Genomic DNA, 17,257 nt, shown 5'->3' with positions numbered 1-17,257 from the left:
CAAATACCCATTCCCGCCCTCACCGTGCGGAACGGGGGGTCCAGACCCAGCGCCCGACCTGCCGCGTCTGGCTGTTGCCGACCAGAACCACGGTGCGCATATCGGCCATATCGGGCGTCGCCTGGGCCAGTGTGACGGTGCGGATCTGCTGATCGGGGGTGCTGACCGCGCGGGCAAAGGTGATCAGCCGGTCGGGACCGCATTCCTGACGCAGCACCTCCAGCGTGCGGGCAAACCCCTCGGGGCGCGATTTTGACCGCGGGTTATAGAACGCCATCGCGAAATCGGCCTGCGCCGCCAGCCGCAGCCGCCGTTCGATCAGCGCCCACGGCTTGAGGTTATCCGACAGGTTGATCGCCGCGAAATCATGCCCCAAAGGCGCCCCCGCCGCAGCGGCAGCGGCCAGCATGGCGGTGATGCCGGGCAGGATGCGGATATCCAGACCGGCCTTCGCGGGGTCATCGGCCAAAGCCTCGAACAGGGCCGAGGCCATCGCGAACACCCCCGGATCGCCCGAGGACACCACCACCACCCGCCGCCCCGACGCGGCCAGCGCCAGCGCGTGACGGGCGCGGTCGATCTCGACCCGGTTATCAGACGGGTGCAGCACCAGCCCTTCGCGCGGCGCAACGCGGGCGACATAGGGGATATAGCCGATGACATCGGTTGCCCCGGCCAGTGCCTGCGACACCTCGGGCGTGACCAGCGCTTCGGCCCCCGGTCCCAGCCCCGCAACGGCCAGCCAGCCCGCGCTCATGTCGCGGCACCGGGCAGGGTCAGCGGGCGGCGGCCATGGCCATGCACCAGAACGATGGCGAAATAGGGCGCGGCGGTTTCATCGGCATGGGCCAGCATCTGAACATGCTGTCCGGCCATGGTGCCGCGTTCGACCAGCCACGCCTGATCCAGCCGCCCGGCGCGTGCCAGCGCGCGCCGCACCTTGGGCAGGTTGCGCCCGGTTTTCATCACCACCAGCGCGTCACTGCCGCGCATCCGGTCGGTCAGCGTTTCTTCGTCCAGCGTGCCCATCAGCACGGTCAGAATATCATCGCCCCAGGTGATCGGCTGGCCGGTGGCGGTCCAGCAGCCCGACATGCCGGTGATGCCGGGGATGACCTCGATCGCGACGCGGTCCTGAAGCCGCAGATGCAGATGCATGAAGCTGCCGTAAAAGAACGGGTCGCCCTCGCACAGGACCACGACCTCGCCTCCGGCCCCGGCCAGCCGGTCGGCCCAATCGTCGTAAAACGCCGCCAGCAGGCGGTTGTATTCCGGGTCATGCAGCGGGATTTCCGTGGTGACCGGGTATTCCATCGCCAGCTCGGTGACACCGGGCGCCAACATGCCATCCACGATCTTGCGCGCCATGCCAAGCCGGCCGGGTTTGCGGAAAAACGCCACCTGATCAGCGTTCTGGACCGCGCGAAAGGCGCGCAGGCTGATCAGGTCGGGGTCGCCGGGGCCAAGGCCCGCACAGATGATCCTTGCCATGATGCTTACTCGGCCCGGCTGGCCAGCGCGTTGACGGCGGCCACGGTGATGGCGCTGCCGCCAAGCCGCCCGCGCACGATCAGCGCCGGCACCGGCAGATCGGCCATCAGCGCATCCTTGGATTCCGCCGCGCCGACAAAGCCCACCGGACAGCCGATAATCGCCGCCGGTCGCGGACAGGCCGGGTCGGCCAGCATGTTCAGCAGGTGAAACAGCGCCGTGGGGGCATTGCCGATGGCAACGACCGCCCCGGCCAGATGCGGTCGCCACAGCTCCAGCGCGGCGGCGCTGCGGGTGTTGCCCATCTGGCGGGCCAGATCGGGGGTGCGGGGGTCTTGCAGCGTGCAGATAACGGCATTCCCGGCGGGCAGACGCGGGCGGGTGATGCCCTCGGACACCATGCGCGCGTCGCACAGGATGGGGGCGCCATCCGCCAGTGCCTGCCGGGCGGTGCGGGCCATGCCGGGCGAAAACATCACATCGCGTTCCAGACCGACCAGACCGGCGGCGTGGATCATGCGCACGACCACGGGTTCCTCGTCACGGTCGAACCGGGCCAAGTCGGCCTCGGCCCGGATGGTGGCGAAGGATTGGGCATAGATCCTGGCGCCGTCTTTTTCGTAATCGTAGGGCATATTCGATTTTCCGCAGGTTTGCATGGCTATGTCACGCGGGGGCGCGGGGGGCAAGGCTGACCGGGGGTTTCACACCCCCGGACCCCCGTGGGATATTTCAGCCAAAATGATGACATTACAGGCGAATGCATTCGGCAATCAGCCCGGTATGGGTGGGCCGGTCCTGCACGGTGCCCCCGGTGACGCGGTCAAAGCGCCCGCCGGGCTGTGCCACAAGGGTGATATCGGCAGGGCCGCGATGCGCACAGCCCTTGGCGCAGCCGCTGATATGCAGGCTGTGCCCCGGTGCCAGTTGCGGCGCCAGCCGGCGGGCCAGATTGCGGGTCTCGGCATGGGCCTGCGGACAGTCGGGGGCGCCGGTGCAGGCATGGACACGCAGCAACGGATCGGCAGGGTCGTCGATCAGCCCGGCAACCTGCGGGGCGCGGGTCAGCCCCTCGACCAGCAGCATGTGCCACGGGGTCAGCCGCAATGGACCCAGCCCGGCCAGCAGGGTCATCTGGTCCGGGTCGATGCGCCCAAAGGGCAGGCCCGTCAGCCAGCCATTCGGCGCGGCGCCGGGCCGGGGGCGGGGCGCGGGCGGCCAGGCGATGACCTGTGCAGGACGGGGCAGGCTGGCGCCACCTTCCAGATGGGCGCGCATCCGCCCCCGCCCATCCGGTGCGCCGCCGCTGGCCAGAAACCAGCGCGCCAGATCGACCGCCGCCTGCGCCGGGTCGTCACCGGCGGGCAGGGTGCCGGGGCTGCCATCGGGGGCCAGCCGCCAGCCCTGCGGGGTGGGGATCAGGCGAATGTCGCAAGGCGTATCCCGCAGCACGGTCCCGGTATCGACCGCAAAGCCGAACTTGGCCGGAACCTGCGGCGCATCCGGCGCGACCATCAGCGCCGCCAGCCGCGTGGCGATCTGCCATGCCGCGCCGCCCTTTGCCGCGAAGGGCGACAGGATGACATTGCGCCTTGCCTCGGCCTCGGGGTCGGCGTCGATCAGGCCCATCGCGCGCAGCGCCCGGATCAGCGGCGGGTGCGTCCGGGGCGTCACCCCGCGCAGTTGCAGATTGGCGCGGGTCGTCACCTCGATCGCGCCATTGCCAAAGCGCCGGGCCAGCGCGGCGATGGCACGGGCGTCTTCGTTGTCCAAATACCCATTGCGCGTGCGGACCCGCACCACCAGCCCGTCGCCTGACATCATCGGCCGCAGCGCACCGGGGCACCAGCCGCGAATAATGGGGTCGCGGCTCATGGTGCGTCGCCCACCGATGCGGCAATATCATTGCGCCGGGTCTGCCACAGGCCGGCGGCGCGCAGCGCGGCAAAGCGGTCACGCAGCGCGGCCAGCGCGGCGGGGTTTTCGCGGGACATGAAATCGACCACCTCGGGGCGGCCAAGGGTGGCATCGAAATACAGATCGAACAGATGCGGCGGCAGGGCGCGGGTCAGTTGCGCGAAAGCGGCAAGGTTGTCCAGCGTCGCGGTGATTTCCGCCGCGCCGCGAAAGCCGTGACGCATCATGCCATCCGCCCAGTCCGGGTTGGCGGCGCGGGCGCGGGTGACGCGGGCGATTTCCTCGGTCAGGGCGCGGGCGGCGGGCTGGCCGGGGCGGGTGTTGTCAAGGTGGTAAAGCGGCGGCAGATCCGCCCCCAGCACCGCCGCCGCCGCCGCCGGTCCGGCCTGATGCGCCGCAAAATCGGGCGCGGTCAGCAGGTCGGCCTCGGCCAGATCCTGCGCATGGGCAAAGGCGCTGGCGCCGCGCAACCGGGCCTCGATCCCGGCGCGGTCCTGTGTGCTGCCTTGCGGGCTGATCGCCCATTCCGACCCTGCCAGCCATGCCATGCCCGCCGCCATGCGCGCGCTGTCGGACAGATCGGCCACCGGGTCCATGCCGACGCCATAGGCGCCCGGACGCGGGCCGAAAACGCGCGGCGCTGCGCTGGTGCCCTCGGCCAGATAGGGGTTCTGGTCGGGGGCCTCGTCCCGCGCGGCCAGCGACTGCGTGGCGGCGTGGAACAGGCCCGCAAGGTCCGGGAACACGTCGCGAAACAGCCCCGAAACCCGCAGCGTCACCCCGATCCGGGGCCGGTTCAACAGCGCCAGTGGCAGCACCTCGAACCCGGTGACGCGGCCTGTGGCGCTGTCCCATTGCGGGGCCAGTCCGGCCAGATGCAGGGCCATGGCATATTCCTCGCCGGCGGTGCGCATGGTGGCGCTGCCCCACAGGTCGACGATGATGTCGCGCGGCCAGTCGCCATGGTCTTGCAGGTGGCGGCGGATCAGTTCCCCGGCCAGTTTGACGCCTTGCGCATGGGCCGATTTCGTCGGCACGGCGCGCGGATCGACGGCGAACAGGTTGCGCCCGGTCGGCAGAACGTCGCTGCGCCCCCGTGCCGGGCTGCCGGACGGACCGGCGGCGACGCGGCGCCCGGCCAGCGCATCCAGCAGGCCCTGCGCCTCGCCCGTGGCGCTGCCATAGATGTGCAGCCCATCGGCAAACCGGCTTTCCTTGAGGTCGCAGACAAAGCGGTCGATGCGGGGGATGGCCTCGGCGGGGCTGGCATCGGGGGGGATGTTCAGGTCATCCTCGACCCCGGCAACCTGGGCCTCCAGCCGGATACCCTCGATCAGGCGGGCGCGGCGGGCCGGGTCCAGCCCCTCGGCGGTGGCATATTCGTCCAGCAGCCGTTCCAGCACCGCCAGCCGTTCCGGCAGCGCGCTGGGGGCCAGTGGCGGCGGGATATGACCAAGCGTCAGCGCACCGATGCGGCGTTTGGCCTGTGCGGCCTCGCCGGGGTCGTTCACGATGAAGGGGTACACCACCGGCGTGGCCCCGATCAGCGCCTGCGGCCAGCAATCCGCGCCAAGCGCCACCGATTTGCCGGGCAGCCATTCCAGCGTGCCATGCGCCCCCATATGGATCAGCGCGACGATACCAAGGCTTTGAAGATAAAGGCAAAACGCGACATATCCATGCCGGGGCACGCGGTCGAGGTCGTGGTAATCATCCTCTCGTGCCGCAGGGGTGCCGCGTTCGGGTTGCAGCGCGACCAGAACCCCGCCACGCCGGGTCGCGGCAAAGTGGAACGCGCCGTCGCGGCAGGCGGGGTCATCGGCGGCCTTGCCCCAGGCCGCGGCCAGATCGTCGCGCAGTTTTTGCGGCAGGCGGTCCAGCGCGGCGTGATAATCGGCCAGCGGCCAGCACAGGGTTTCGGCCAGCAGGTCGGGCGCCAGCGGCGCGGCGGGACCGGTGGCGTAACCGGCATCGCGCAACAGTGCCAGCACCGCGTCGGTCGAGGCCAGCGCGTCCAGCCCCACCGCATGGGCGATCTGGTCCGGGCGTCCGGGATAGGTCGACAGAACCAGCGCCAATGTCCGATCCGCCGGGGCGGTCTGTCCCAGCCGGTGCCACGCCGTCACGCGGTCGGCGGCCTGTGCGATCAGGTCGGCATCGGCGCGGTGGGCAAAGCGCGAATATTGCGTCTGCGGGTCGCGGGCATGGGGCTGTTTATGGCTGATCAGCCCGGCAAACAGACGGCCGTCAACCTCGGGCAGGACGACATGCATGGCCAGATCGGCGGGCGACAGCCCCCGCGCGGCCTGTTGCCAGTCGCGTTTGCGGGCGGTGGACAGGGCGACCTGATGCACCGGACAGCCCGGCGCGTCCAGCGGCGATGCCCCGCCCGCCAGCCCCCCATCGCGCCCGGAAAAAGCGGTGGCGTTGACAATGGCGGCGGGGCGGGCGGCGCGCAGTTGCGCGTCGATCCAGGGTGCATTGTCGCCCTTCAGCGATGGCGCGAACAGCCCCGCCACCCGGAACCCCCGGTCGCGCAGCGCCGCGATCAGCGCATCCACCGGGTCGGTATCGGCGGCGGCCAGATAGCTGCGGTAAAAGCTGACCACGGCCAGTGGCGCATCGCCCGCTGGTGGCGCGTCGACCACCCCGCGCGCCGGGTCATACCAGCCCCGGTCGGGCAGCGTCGTGTGGCCGTCATAGCCCGGTGCGTTCAGCCCCGCGGCCCCGGCCAGCGCCGCCAGCGCGGCGGCGGCGGGGGCGGCACCCCCGGCCTCGGCCAGTGCGGTCAGGCGGTGCAGGGTGTCGGCATCGACGGTGCTGGCGGCCTGCAAGGCCGGGTCGGGGCGGCCATCGGCGGGGATCACCGCCAGCGCGATGCCCCGCCGCCGCGCCAGATCCTGCACGCTGGCCAGCCCATAGGGCCAATAGCTTTCACCCCCGATCAGCCGGATCAGGATGGCTTTCGCCCCTTCCAGCGTGGCCTCAAGATAGGTATCGACCGAGACCGGGTGCCGCAGCGCCACAAGGTTTTGCAGCCGCAAAGATGGCACCGCCCCCCGCGCCTGCCACAGCCGATAGCCCCCCGCGAAAGCCCCCAGATCGCTGTCGGAAAACGACAGCACCACCAGATCGCCCGGCGTCTGGCCGGGGTCAAAGGGGGCGTCGGTTTCTTCCAGCCCGTGGCTTTCGCGAAAGACGATATGCATCAGCCGACCACGCGCCCGCCAAGCGCATCGGCCACGGCCTGCGGGTTCAGGTGGTGATGTTCGGCAATCACCACCAGACGGGAATTGCGCGGCGCGTCACCCCACGGCCGGTCATATTGATGCCGCACCCGCGCCCCCACGGCCTGAACCAGCAGGCGCATGGGCTTGCCTGCGACCGCGATATGCCCCTTCACACGCAAGATGTTGTTTTCGGTTGCGACACGCGAAACAAGATCTGCGATTGTGCTGGGGCTGTCAGCCTCGGGCAGGGCGATGACGGCGCTGTCGAAATCGTCATGTTCATGATCATCGGCGCCATCGTGATGGCTGGGGCGGGCGTCAAGGTCATCCTCGGCGGCGGCACCAAGGCCAAGGATCACGCGGGGGTCGACCTCGCCCTCGGTTACGGGGATGATGGGCAGTTTGCGCGGGGCCTCGGCCTCGATCGTGGCGCGGGCGGCGGCGATGCCATCCGCGCCGGCCAGATCGGCCTTGGTCAGCAGCACGACATCGGCGCAGGCGATCTGATCCTCGAACACCTCGGACAGCGGGGTTTCGTGGTCGATGCTGTCATCCGCCGCGCGTTGGGCATCGACCGCCGCCAGATCGGGGGCAAAGCGGCCCGCCGCCACGGCCTCGGCATCGGCCAGCGCGATCACCCCGTCAACGGTGATGCGCGACCGGATCGCGGGCCAGTCGAACGCCTTCAGCAGCGGCTTGGGCAGCGCCAGCCCCGAGGTCTCGATCAGGATGTGATCGGGGCGCGGGTTGCGGGCCAGCAGCTGTTCCATCGTCGGGATGAAATCATCGGCCACGGTGCAGCAGATACAGCCATTCGCCAGTTCAAGGATGTTTTCAGCCGGGCAGTTTTCATCTGCGCAGCCTTGCAGGATTTCACCGTCGACCCCGGCGGTGCCGAATTCATTGACCAGCACCGCAAGGCGGCGGCCCTGCGGGTTGGCCATCAGGTGACGGATCAGCGTGGTTTTGCCGGACCCCAGAAAGCCGGTGATCACGGTGACGGGGATTTTGGACAGATCTGTGGTCATTCAAGCCTCTGATGGTGGGATACGGGCAAGCGACTGCTTGCGGAACTGAACGGGCCGTGCCCGCCATGGCACCAGCCCGTCAGGCGTGGCGGCATAGGCGCGGGCGCCGGCCAGAATATCGGCGGCATCGGCAGGGGTCATGCGGCCATAGACATAGGACCAGCGCCCCGCCCCCGACAGCGCCACGACGCAGCCCTGATCGCAGGCCGACAGGCATTCGACCGGCACCACGCGGATCGGATCGGGCGCATCGGCCAGCGCCGCGGCCAGTTGCGCGCCGGGGGTGGGCTGGCCGTCGGCAACGGGCTGACCGGCACGGCAGGTCACGCAGACATGCAGGGTGACGGGGGGCAGGGTGACGGGGGACAGGGTGGCGGCGGATGCGGTGACGGGGGATGCGGTCGTGCCGGGCGCGGTGCCGGATGGCGGGTTGGCTGCGGTCCGGGGGGCTGCGGTCCGTGTCGCGGCGGGCTGCGAAAGGGTGGCTTGGGATGCGGCGGGTGGGGGCGCGGCAGGCTGGGGCGTGGCCACGGAGGATGGCGTCACGGACGGTTCGGCCTTGGGTGGCGGGCAGGCGCTGGCGGGGTCGTTGTCTGCGGGCATAGGCCCCCCTTGCTGTGCGGCCCCGGCGGGGCGGTTCGGGCATGGGGGCGGGGTGGCGTGGCGCAAATTGCGGACGCGACCGCAGATCACCCCGTCTGCGTGATGTCAGCCGCCGGATGGCGGGCTCTGGCAGGTCTCCCGGCTTGCGGATCTGAGGCGGGGCCTCGCGGTGCTTCGGCCTTCCCGGCACAAGGCCAGTGGCGGTGAAGCACCTGTCCGGTCACGGTCGCGGGGGCGGCTGGACTGGCGGCGGGCCGCTGTCCATTCCCTTTTCACCTGCGGATGCAGGAACCAGTGCGCCCCCACCTGTGCCGGTGCCGGGCAGGTTGTCAAGCCGTGTCGCGGCGCAACAGATAGATATCCATCACCCAGCCATGCCGGTCACGGGCCTGCGCGCGGGTGGCGATGATGCGCGGCCCGGCCTGTGCCAGCGGCCCGTGGTCAAGGATCTGTTCCGGCATCCCCACGAAGGCCCCCCACCAGATCGTCAGACCGCGCGGGTCCAGCGCCTGAAAGCTGCATTCGCCGTCCAGCATGACCGCAACGGTTTCCGCGCCATCGGGCCAGCCGTGATCGCGGATCTGGCGACCGGTGGTGATGGTCACCGGGCCGCCCACGGTGTTCAGCGGGATGGCATGGGCGGCGGTCAGGGCTTGCAGGGCGGTGATGCCGGGGATGACCTGCACCTGCGGCGCCGGGTCCAGCCGCGCGGCAATGCGCAGGGTCGAATCATACAGCGACGGATCGCCCCACACCAACAGCGCGACAGTGCCGTCACAGCCACCGATGGCGCGCAGCCACTGCGCCGCGATGGCGTCGTGCCAGTCATGCACGCCCTGCCGGTAATCGCCGCTGGAATCGCGGCGCGGCATGGTAAAGGACGCCCGTGGCACATCGGGCGCGACCCGGTCCAGAATGGCGTGGCGGATATGGGCCAGATCCTCTTTCCCGGTGCCTTTTTCAGGGATCAGCACCAGATCGGCGGCGGCCAGCGCCTGCGCGCCCTGAAATGTCAGGTGGTCGGGGTTGCCGGTGCCGATCCCGATCAGACACAGCTTCATCGCCGCCCCCCCGTTTGCACCCGCCCCACGGCAAAGCCGTAATCGGCCAGAATGGCCTGACCGTCGGGGGACAGGATGAACATCGCCAGTTCGTGCGCCTCGGGCGGGGCGCCGCGCATGACCGTCAGGCCATAGCTGGCGCCGACGGACAGGGCCTCGGGCAGGGGCAGAACCTCGAGCGCGGGGGTGTCGGCGCTGGCCCGCATGGCGTTGGTGCAATAGGTCAGAAACAGGTCGGCGCGGTGTTCGGTCATCACCCAGCCATACAGGTTGCGCCCCTGCGGCGGCGTGGCGCTGTCCGGCCCGCCGGTCAGTTGCAGCGCCTTGGCCTTCAGCGCCGCACCGGCATGGGGGCGCAGGGCCTCGGCCCGGTCGAACAGCCGCCAGGCGTAATCGCCCGCCGGGTCCGCGCCGGGGGTCGCGGTGCCAAGCCGCAGCGCCGGGTCCAGCATCGCATCCAGCAGCGTGTCGGTCGTCAGCCCCAGCCCCGGCTGCGCCAGCGCGCACAGGCGGTTGCGCGCAAACACCACCACCGGCCCGGACAGCCCGGCATCGTGCAGCGCCCCCGGATGCGCCATATTGGCCGAGGCAAACAGGTCGGCCGGCAGCCCCTGTTCGATCTGTTGCCGCATCAGCCCGGACGGGCCGAACCGGGTCTGCACCGGCTGATTGGTGCTGTCGGCAAAGACCTGTGCCACATCGCCAAGCGCGGCGGTCAGGCTGCCGGCGGCGACCAGCCGCACCGGCGGCGGTTCGGCCCCGGCGGGGCGGGGGGCGGCCAGCGCCGGGCAAAGCGCAAGCCAGAACAGGGCGGCCAGCAGTCGGGACATGGCGAAACCTTTGCGACAAGGGCCGGGGCGGCGGTGGGCGGGGACCGGCGGCCGGTCGGCAGTGACCGGGCCGGGCATGGAAAAAGGCGCGCCCTCGGGCGCGCCCTGATCGTAAACGGTTGTGACAGATTTGTGAAATCCTGTCAGGCGCTGTGATGCAGGCGATGCGTGACCCAGCCGGACCCGGCCAGCCCGTGCAGGGCCTTGGCGGCGGCCAGAACCGCCAGATCGGCCAGCGGCTCGACAATGATGACCAGCATATAGGCACCGCCGAAGGTCACGATGCTTTGCAGGTTTTCCGACCCGAAACCCTGACCATACAGCGCCCAGAACGCCACCCATGCGACCACCCCGGCCTGATAGGTGGTCGACAGCGCCAGCGCCTGACGATAGCGCAGATCGACATAGGGCGTGTGCGGGGCGATGATGCGACGGGCCAGCGCCTCGACCGCGAACAGCGGCACCAGCAGCGTGGTCACGTTCATGCCGTATTGCGGCAGGTCGAAGGGCGCAAAGAACAGCCCCTGCACCAACAGCCCCAGCGCCAGACCGATGGCCGCGGGTGCCGCGCCAAGGATCAGGAACAGGGTTGAACCAAGGATGAAATGCACCTCGGACACGCCGACGGGGTAATGGGGCAGGATCTCGAAAAAGGTCAAGACGGCGGCGGTGGCGATCAGCGCGCGGCCAGCAAGCGAGATGGCGCCCTGTTCGCGCACCGCATCCACGGATTGCTTGAGGACATAGGCGGCGGCCGTGGCGGCCGTGGCATAGCTCAGCACGATTTTCGCGCCGGCGACCAGTCCGGGTTCGATATGCATGTTCATCCCTCCGTGCCGTCATCCCCGACGGCGAAATATTTGGGGCCGGAAAACCGGCAATGGGCGCGTGGCCCTGTGGCAGGTGACGGCAGGTCTCCTGACTTGCGGGTCGTGGCGGGCAGCAGCCTTCCCAGCCGGGGCCAGTGGCGCGTTGCGGCCCGCTGGCCGCTTACAGTTGCGGGGGCAGTCGCGGCATTTCACCGCGTTCCCTTTTCACCCCTTGGCGGGGGACCGTCATGCGCGAATATCCGCTGGCCGCGCCGGAAAGGCAAGCAAAACTGGCCAGACCACGTCGCGCGCTGACAGGCGTTTCACGCCCTAGTATAGCCGACATAATGGTGTTAAACCGCTGGTGGATGAATACGAGGGCGCGATGCGGGGCGGGCAGGGTCGTTTTTCAGCATGGGTCTTGGGCGGCGCGGCGCTGTCATCCGGGCTGGCCATGTGGCTGGCGGTGTCGGGACCGGCGCTGGGGCGGGTGGCATTTCTGGACAATGGCGCCGGTGACAATGCCGGGCTGGACCCGGTCAGCGGACCGTGGAACCTGACCGATGCGGTCTGGGCCGATGCGCGCGGTGGCGGGCATCTGGCCTTTGCGCCGGGCGATGTCGCGGTGCTGGCCCCGCCGTCCGGCGATGCCCCGGTGGTTCTGACGCTGGATGGCGATATCGCCGTTGCCGGGATGCAGGTGCAGGGTGGCACCTATCGGCTGGGTGGCGGGCGGCTGGTCGCGCCCGCGGGCGGGGTGGCCGAATTGCGCTTTGCCCCGCCATCCCCGTCGCCGCCCGGCGAGGTCGTGCCGGTCGAAACCCCGTCAACGGATCTGCCTGTGCCGATGGTCGTGCCGACGATCCTGCGCGGCCCGCGCCTGATGGAAGGCCCGGCCGAACCCGAGGGCGGTGCCACGCCGTCCGGCACCGGCGACCGCGTCGGGGGGCCGCCGCTGGCGCGGCTGTTTATCGACAGCGCCCTGTCGGGCAGTTTCGCGGTGTCCGGGCCGGGGATGGTGACCTATGCCGGGCAATCCGACGCGGCGGTCGATCTGCGCATCGCCGCTGACAGCATCTTTACCCATGCGGGCCAGACCACGGGCCGGTTGCGCAATGCAGGCACCCTGTCGGTGCAGGGCCGCCATCAGGGCGATGCTGACAACAGCGGCACGCTGAACATCGCCGGCACCGTGACCGGCACTGTCAGCAATGACGGCCATCTGGCGATGGGCGGCCAGATCGGCGGTGGGCTGGTCAATCGCGGCACGGCGCATATCGCCGGGCGGATCGGTGGTGTGCTGGACAATGCCGCGCGGGCGGTGCTGTCGCTGGCGGGCGATCTGGCGCTGGACCGGCTTGAGAATGCAGGCACGGTCAGCATCCGCCCCGAGGCCCGCATGACCGCCCGCACCGGCATTTCCAATTCCGGCACGCTGACGGTGGCCGGGGTGCTGGCGGGCGATGTCGATCAGGCGGCGACGGGGACGCTGCGGCTGACCGGGCGGCTGACCGGGGCGCTGGGGAATGCGGGCCGGGCAGAACTGGCCGGGCGGATTACCGGCGACCTGACCAATCTGGAAAATGCCAGCACCAGCCTGACCGGCGATCTGGTCGCGGCGGGCATCCGCAATGCGGGCAGGGTGACGGTGGGCGCGGGGCAGGTGCTGACCGCGACCGGGGTGGAAAACACCGGGCAGATCGACAATGGCGGTCGCCTTGCGGGCGATGTCGTCAACCGGGGCCGGCTGGTTAGCAGCGGCGTTCTGGCCGGGGCGCTGGACAATCGCGGACAGGCCTGGATCGCCGGTCGCGCCGGTCGGGTGACCAATGCGGCGGGCGCCGGGATCGGCATCACCGGCAACACCCGGATGGAAACGCTGGCCAATGCGGGCGACCTGACCGTTGCCAGCGGTGCGCGGCTGGCGGTGGCTGGGGGGATCGGTAATCAGGGCCGCCTGACCAGCGACGGCCTGCTGGTGGCTGATGTGGTCAATGACGGCCAGTTGACGGCGCGCGGCGGCGTCTCGGGGCGGCTGACCAACCGCGGCACGGCCACGCTGGCGGGCAGCACCGGCGCCATCAGCAATGAACGCGGCGCGGATCTGACCGTCAGCGATGCGTTGACCGCGACCCGTCTGGACAATGCCGGTCAGGTCACCGTGGCGCGCGACCGGCGGCTGGCCGTCACCGGCCCCGCCACCAATACCGGGCGCATGGCGCTGGCCGGCACGCTGGAGGCCGACCTGCGCAATGCGGCGGGCGGCAACCTTGGGCTGGATGGCGGCCAGATGGCCGGGACGCTGGACAATGCCGGTGTCGTCGGGGTGCAGGGGCAGGCCCTTGTGACCGGCGATGTAATCAACCGGGGCAGCCTGATCCAGACCGCGCGCGACAGCGTGCTGCGGGTTGGCGGGTTGTTTCGCAATGCCGGGCGGGTCTCGGACGGGGGGCTGGGGCGGTTTCGGATCATCGCGGACCGCATCGTGCTGGAGGCCGGATCGCGCATCACCGGCGCGGTCGAGATGTCGGGCCGGGCGCGCAACCTTGGCAAGATGCGGATCGACAAGCCCTCGGTCATTTCCGACGGGCTAAGCAATGCCAGGGGGGCCGATCTGTCGATCCGCGACCGGCTGGATATGCAGGGCAGCGATCTGGACAATGGCGGCACCGTGATCGTGACCGCGACCGGGGTGCTGGCCGGGGCCGGGCAGGTCACCAATCGCGGGCTGATGCGGGTCGATGCCGGGGGCAGCGCCAGCGCGGACCGCTTTGGCAATACCGATGGCGGGCGGCTGGTGAATGGCGGCACGCTGACCGGGCAGGTGGTGAATTCCGGCCAGATGACCAACCGCGCCGGGGCCACCGTTCAGGGCGATCTGTTCAACGGTGGCACGCTGGTTTCCGACGGACAGACTACCGGGCTGCTGGAAAACACCGGCAGCGCGGCGCTGTCGGGGCAGGTCGGGCGGCTGGTCGGCAAGGCCGGTGGCACCATCCTGACCCGTGGTCAGCTGACCGCAGGCAGCGTGGTGAACGAAGGCGACCTGCTGGTGCGGCGTCGCGACCGGCTGACCGCGACCGGGGGCGTCGATAATCGCGGCACCCTGACCGTGAATGGCGGCCTGACCGGCAATGTCGATAACAGCGGCCGGCTGGAGGCCTCGGGCGTGATCACCGGCGATATCGACAACAGTGGCACCCTGATCAGCCGCCGCCGGATCGCGGGCGATCTGGACAATCGCGGCGAGGCGGTGCTGACCGGGCGTGCCGATGATGTCACCAACCGCAAGGGCGGGTCGCTGACCGTCACCGGCGATCTGCGGCTGCGCAGCCTGACCGGGCGCACGGGTGGAACGATCACCGTGACCGGGGATGGCGCGCTGGCGGTCGACAGCCCGGTGCAAAATGGCGGCACGCTGGTCAATGACGGCGATCTGCGCGGCGATGTCCGCAATACCGGCACTCTGACCGGGACCGGGCGGTTTCAGGGCGATGTGCTGAACAGCGGCACCGCCCGGCTGGACGGCACGGTGACGGGCGATCTGTTCAATGCCGGCGATCTGGCGCTGCGGGGCGGCACGGTGCAGGGCGTTCTGGGCAATCGCGGCACGGCACGGCTGTCGGGCCGGGTGGGGTCGCTGCGCAACGACACCAGCGGCAAGGTCACGATCGAGGGCGATCTGTGGACGGGCGGCCTGTTGAACCGTGGCACGGTCTGGGTGCTGGCCGACAGCGTGCTGACGGCCCGCGATGGCGTCGATAACCGGGGCGAGCTGGCCGTGGCCGGGGGGCGCATTGACGGGCAGGTTCGCAATGGCCGCGACGGTGTGATCAGGGCCGGTGGCCGGACCCGGATCGGGCGCCTGCCGGTCCCTGACGCCCCGGCGCCGGGCCTGCCGGGGCGCGATGCGCTGTCCGCCACTGGCCCCGCGGTGACTGGTCCTGCGGTGACTGGCCCCGCGGCCACCGCCGGGCCCGGATTATACAATGACGGTCTGGTCACCCTCAGCAACGGGCGCGCCACCGACCGGCTGGTGGTTAATGGCGGGCTGACCGGGAATGGCAGCTATCGTCTGGACCTTGATCTGGCGCAGCGCCGCGCGGACCAGATCATTGTGCGCGGCGGCGCGGTGAAAGGGCATTTGTCCTTTGGCTTTGACGTGCTGACGCTGGACCCCGGTTATCGCATCGGAACGCGGGTGAAGGTGCTGGATATCGACGCCGCCTATCGCAGGCAAAGCGATTTTACCTATCGCTTCGACCCGGTCGGGGCGGCGAATGAACGCATCGTCTATTCGCTGGATCAGGACGCGGCCAGTGGCGATCTGGTCATTGTCAGCCAGACCAACCCCGCCATCGGCGCCCTGTTTGGCAATATTGCCCTGACCCAGTCGCTGATCGGGTCGGTGATCAACCGCCCGTCCAGCCCCTATGTCGTCGGGCTGGCCGCCAACCCCGGCGAACGTCACTGCGGGCCGGGTGCCTGGGGTCGCGCCGTCGGCGGGCGGGCCGATGCCACCGGGTCGACCGGCAATGGCATCAACCGCTTCGACAGCCAGATCAGCGCCACCTATACCGGGATGCAGGTCGGTGCCGATCTGGCCTGCGCCGACCGGCCTTTGCAGGGCTGGAACATCGCGCTGGGGGCGATTGCCGGGGTCAATAGCGGGCGCACCAGCCAGCCGGTCTATGCCATCGACCCGTCCAATTCGTCGCGGCTGACCTCGGTTCTGGCCAGCACGACAAGGGCCGATTTCACCCAAAGCTATGCCGGGGTCTATGTCAGTGCCACCCGCGGGCAATGGGCCGCCGACCTGCAATACCGTTACGAGAACACCGATTTCGACCTGCGCAACAGCCCGGTGATCGGGGCCGGGCTGGGGCTGAATGACAGCCGCTTTTCCAGCCGCGCGCGCACGTTCAGCGGCTCGGTCAGTTATGCGTTCAGCCTGCCGCAGCAGGGCTGGCAGGTGGTGCCCACCGCCGGCTTTGCGGTGACGCGGTCGCAATCGGGGTCGGTCCGGTTCGACGACGGCTATCAGCTGGATTTCCGCGACAACACCACCCGCGTCGGCTTTGCCGGGGCCAGCTTGTCGCACAGCCGGGTGCGGCCATCGGGCGATTCGGCGCTGACCACCTATGCCACGGTGACGGTCTATCGTGATTTTACCAAATCCATGCAGTCGGTCTTTTCATGGCAGGGCCACCCCGAGTTCGAGCCGCAGATGCTGAGCTCGGACCATCTGGACACCTATGGCGAGCTGAGCCTGGGGGCGAATTACCTCAAGGTGCTGGATGCCGGCAGCGCCCGCGCCCCGCGCCAGTTCAGCGCCAGCGGACGCATCGACCTGCGCCATGGCGACCAGTTGAACAGCGTCGGCATCAGCGGGCAGGTGCGATGGCAGTTCTAGGCAGCGGTATCGGCGTGTTCTGTGCCCCCTGCGATTGCGGCGGCGGGGCCGATCAGGTGCCGACCGACCTGCATATCGCCTGCGGCGGATGCAGCCATCGCGGCAAGATTCGCGACACGAACGAGGACGACATGCTGTGCCTGCCCCGCGCCGGGTTGTGGCTGGTGGCCGATGGCATGGGCGGGCATCGCGGCGGCGATGTCGCCAGCGCCATGATCGCGGCGCAGGCGGCGACGATGGGGGTGCCGGTTTCCGCACAGGACCAGCGGGCGCGGCTGGGTGACCGGCTGACGCGGGCGCATGACGCCATCCGCAGCCATGCCGACCAGCGCGGGCTGGACCAGATCGGCGCCACGGTGGCGGCGCTGACGGTGTTTGGCAGCGCCTTTGCCTGTGTCTGGGCCGGTGACAGCCGGGTCTATCTGTGGCGCGATGCCGATCTGATCCGCCTGACCCAGGACCACAGCGAGGTTCAGGCCATGATCGCCGCCGGCCTGATGTCCGAGGAACAGGCACGCCGCTGGCCGCGCCGCAACGTGATCACCCGTGCCGTGGGCATCGGCCCGCATCTGCGCACCGAAATGGTGACCGGCGTGACCCGGCCCGGCGACCGCTTTCTGATCTGCACCGACGGTCTGACCGAACATCTTGGCGATGCGGAACTGGCGGCGTTCATGGCCCGCCCCGGCCGCCCGCAAGACATCGCCAGATCGCTGATGGACGAGGCCCTGCGCCGTGGCGCGCATGACAATGTGACGCTGCTGGTGCTGACCTGTCGTCCGGCCAGCAACGGCGGCAAGGCTGATGACGCGCCTGGCGGGGTGGCGGTGGCAGGGGGGGCGGACGATGTCACAGCCCTCTGACCGGCCTGTCAC

General features: G+C 69.8%; 12 protein-coding genes and 2 riboswitches. Of the genes, 2 read left to right on the top strand and 10 right to left on the bottom strand.

What is annotated here, in order from left to right:
- Positions 1-19: 19 nt before the first annotated feature.
- The 10 genes from cobJ to ACFXP9_RS10765 all read right to left on the bottom strand — a co-directional run bounded on the left by cobJ (position 20) and on the right by ACFXP9_RS10765 (position 10,981).
- The gene (gene cobJ / locus ACFXP9_RS10810; RefSeq protein ID WP_397208457.1) at positions 20-757 is read right to left on the bottom strand and encodes a precorrin-3B C(17)-methyltransferase; all 738 of its coding nucleotides are present in this window, start codon (positions 755-757) and stop codon (positions 20-22) included.
- On the bottom strand, positions 754-1,491 hold the full coding sequence (locus ACFXP9_RS10805) for a precorrin-2 C(20)-methyltransferase (protein WP_397208456.1): 738 nt from the start codon (positions 1,489-1,491) through the stop codon (positions 754-756). Before ACFXP9_RS10805 ends, cobJ begins: the two co-directional genes overlap by 4 nt.
- Positions 1,492-1,496: 5 nt before the next feature.
- Positions 1,497-2,126 carry a precorrin-8X methylmutase gene (locus ACFXP9_RS10800; protein WP_397208455.1) on the bottom strand — a complete coding sequence of 210 codons (630 nt, stop codon included), beginning with the start codon at positions 2,124-2,126 and terminating at the stop codon, positions 1,497-1,499.
- Positions 2,127-2,241: 115 nt separating this feature from the next.
- Positions 2,242-3,366 (bottom strand): precorrin-3B synthase, encoded by a 1,125-nt coding sequence (gene cobG, locus ACFXP9_RS10795; protein ID WP_397210208.1) that lies wholly within the window; start codon positions 3,364-3,366, stop codon positions 2,242-2,244.
- Positions 3,363-6,617 carry a cobaltochelatase subunit CobN gene (cobN, locus tag ACFXP9_RS10790; RefSeq protein ID WP_397208453.1) on the bottom strand — a complete coding sequence of 1,085 codons (3,255 nt, stop codon included), beginning with the start codon at positions 6,615-6,617 and terminating at the stop codon, positions 3,363-3,365. Before cobN ends, cobG begins: the two co-directional genes overlap by 4 nt.
- Complete coding sequence (gene cobW / locus ACFXP9_RS10785; protein WP_397208452.1) at positions 6,617-7,666, bottom strand: cobalamin biosynthesis protein CobW; 1,050 nt, start codon at positions 7,664-7,666, stop codon at positions 6,617-6,619. Before cobW ends, cobN begins: the two co-directional genes overlap by 1 nt.
- Positions 7,667-8,020 (bottom strand): DUF1636 family protein, encoded by a 354-nt coding sequence (locus ACFXP9_RS10780; protein ID WP_397208480.1) that lies wholly within the window; start codon positions 8,018-8,020, stop codon positions 7,667-7,669.
- Between the two features lie 360 nt (positions 8,021-8,380).
- Positions 8,381-8,580, bottom strand: a riboswitch (cobalamin riboswitch).
- A gap of 18 nt (positions 8,581-8,598) precedes the next feature.
- Complete coding sequence (gene cobF, locus ACFXP9_RS10775) at positions 8,599-9,330, bottom strand: precorrin-6A synthase (deacetylating) (protein ID WP_397208451.1); 732 nt, start codon at positions 9,328-9,330, stop codon at positions 8,599-8,601.
- Positions 9,327-10,160 (bottom strand): molybdate ABC transporter substrate-binding protein, encoded by an 834-nt coding sequence (locus ACFXP9_RS10770; RefSeq protein ID WP_397208450.1) that lies wholly within the window; start codon positions 10,158-10,160, stop codon positions 9,327-9,329. The genes cobF and ACFXP9_RS10770 overlap by 4 nt, the downstream gene beginning before the upstream one ends.
- 143 nt (positions 10,161-10,303) lie before the next feature.
- Positions 10,304-10,981 (bottom strand): energy-coupling factor ABC transporter permease, encoded by a 678-nt coding sequence (locus ACFXP9_RS10765; protein ID WP_397208449.1) that lies wholly within the window; start codon positions 10,979-10,981, stop codon positions 10,304-10,306.
- 70 nt (positions 10,982-11,051) lie between these two features.
- A riboswitch (cobalamin riboswitch) is annotated at positions 11,052-11,232 on the bottom strand.
- A 101-nt stretch (positions 11,233-11,333) separates the two neighbouring features.
- On the opposite strand from ACFXP9_RS10765, the gene ACFXP9_RS10760 reads away from it, so the two are divergent.
- Together ACFXP9_RS10760 and ACFXP9_RS10755 are read left to right on the top strand one after the other, a co-directional pair.
- Entirely contained in the window at positions 11,334-16,382 is a 5,049-nt protein-coding gene (locus tag ACFXP9_RS10760) for a beta strand repeat-containing protein (RefSeq protein WP_397208448.1), read from the top strand.
- Entirely contained in the window at positions 16,370-17,245 is an 876-nt protein-coding gene (locus tag ACFXP9_RS10755; protein WP_397208447.1) for a PP2C family protein-serine/threonine phosphatase, read from the top strand. The genes ACFXP9_RS10760 and ACFXP9_RS10755 overlap by 13 nt, the downstream gene beginning before the upstream one ends.
- Positions 17,246-17,257 lie beyond the last annotated feature (12 nt).

It is taken from the genome of Paracoccus jiaweipingae, from assembly GCF_044335505.1.
Taxonomy (GTDB): domain Bacteria; phylum Pseudomonadota; class Alphaproteobacteria; order Rhodobacterales; family Rhodobacteraceae; genus Paracoccus.
The sequence above is the reverse complement of the archived record's forward strand: the minus strand, read 5'-3'. Positions and strand labels throughout refer to the sequence as shown.

What these genes read in the sequence shown, in the direction of transcription:
- cobW (WP_397208452.1), bottom strand. Translation starts at nt 7,666, where the DNA reads ATGACCACAGATCTGTCCAAAATCCCCGTCACCGTGATCACCGGCTTT.
- ACFXP9_RS10805 (WP_397208456.1), bottom strand. Translation starts at nt 1,491, where the DNA reads ATGGCAAGGATCATCTGTGCGGGCCTTGGCCCCGGCGACCCCGACCTG.
- ACFXP9_RS10800 (WP_397208455.1), bottom strand. Translation starts at nt 2,126, where the DNA reads ATGCCCTACGATTACGAAAAAGACGGCGCCAGGATCTATGCCCAATCC.
- cobF (WP_397208451.1), bottom strand. Translation starts at nt 9,330, where the DNA reads ATGAAGCTGTGTCTGATCGGGATCGGCACCGGCAACCCCGACCACCTG.
- ACFXP9_RS10765 (WP_397208449.1), bottom strand. Translation starts at nt 10,981, where the DNA reads ATGCATATCGAACCCGGACTGGTCGCCGGCGCGAAAATCGTGCTGAGC.
- cobG (WP_397210208.1), bottom strand. Translation starts at nt 3,366, where the DNA reads ATGAGCCGCGACCCCATTATTCGCGGCTGGTGCCCCGGTGCGCTGCGG.
- ACFXP9_RS10770 (WP_397208450.1), bottom strand. Translation starts at nt 10,160, where the DNA reads ATGTCCCGACTGCTGGCCGCCCTGTTCTGGCTTGCGCTTTGCCCGGCG.
- cobJ (WP_397208457.1), bottom strand. Translation starts at nt 757, where the DNA reads ATGAGCGCGGGCTGGCTGGCCGTTGCGGGGCTGGGACCGGGGGCCGAA.
- ACFXP9_RS10755 (WP_397208447.1), top strand. Translation starts at nt 16,370, where the DNA reads ATGGCAGTTCTAGGCAGCGGTATCGGCGTGTTCTGTGCCCCCTGCGAT.
- cobN (WP_397208453.1), bottom strand. Translation starts at nt 6,617, where the DNA reads ATGCATATCGTCTTTCGCGAAAGCCACGGGCTGGAAGAAACCGACGCC.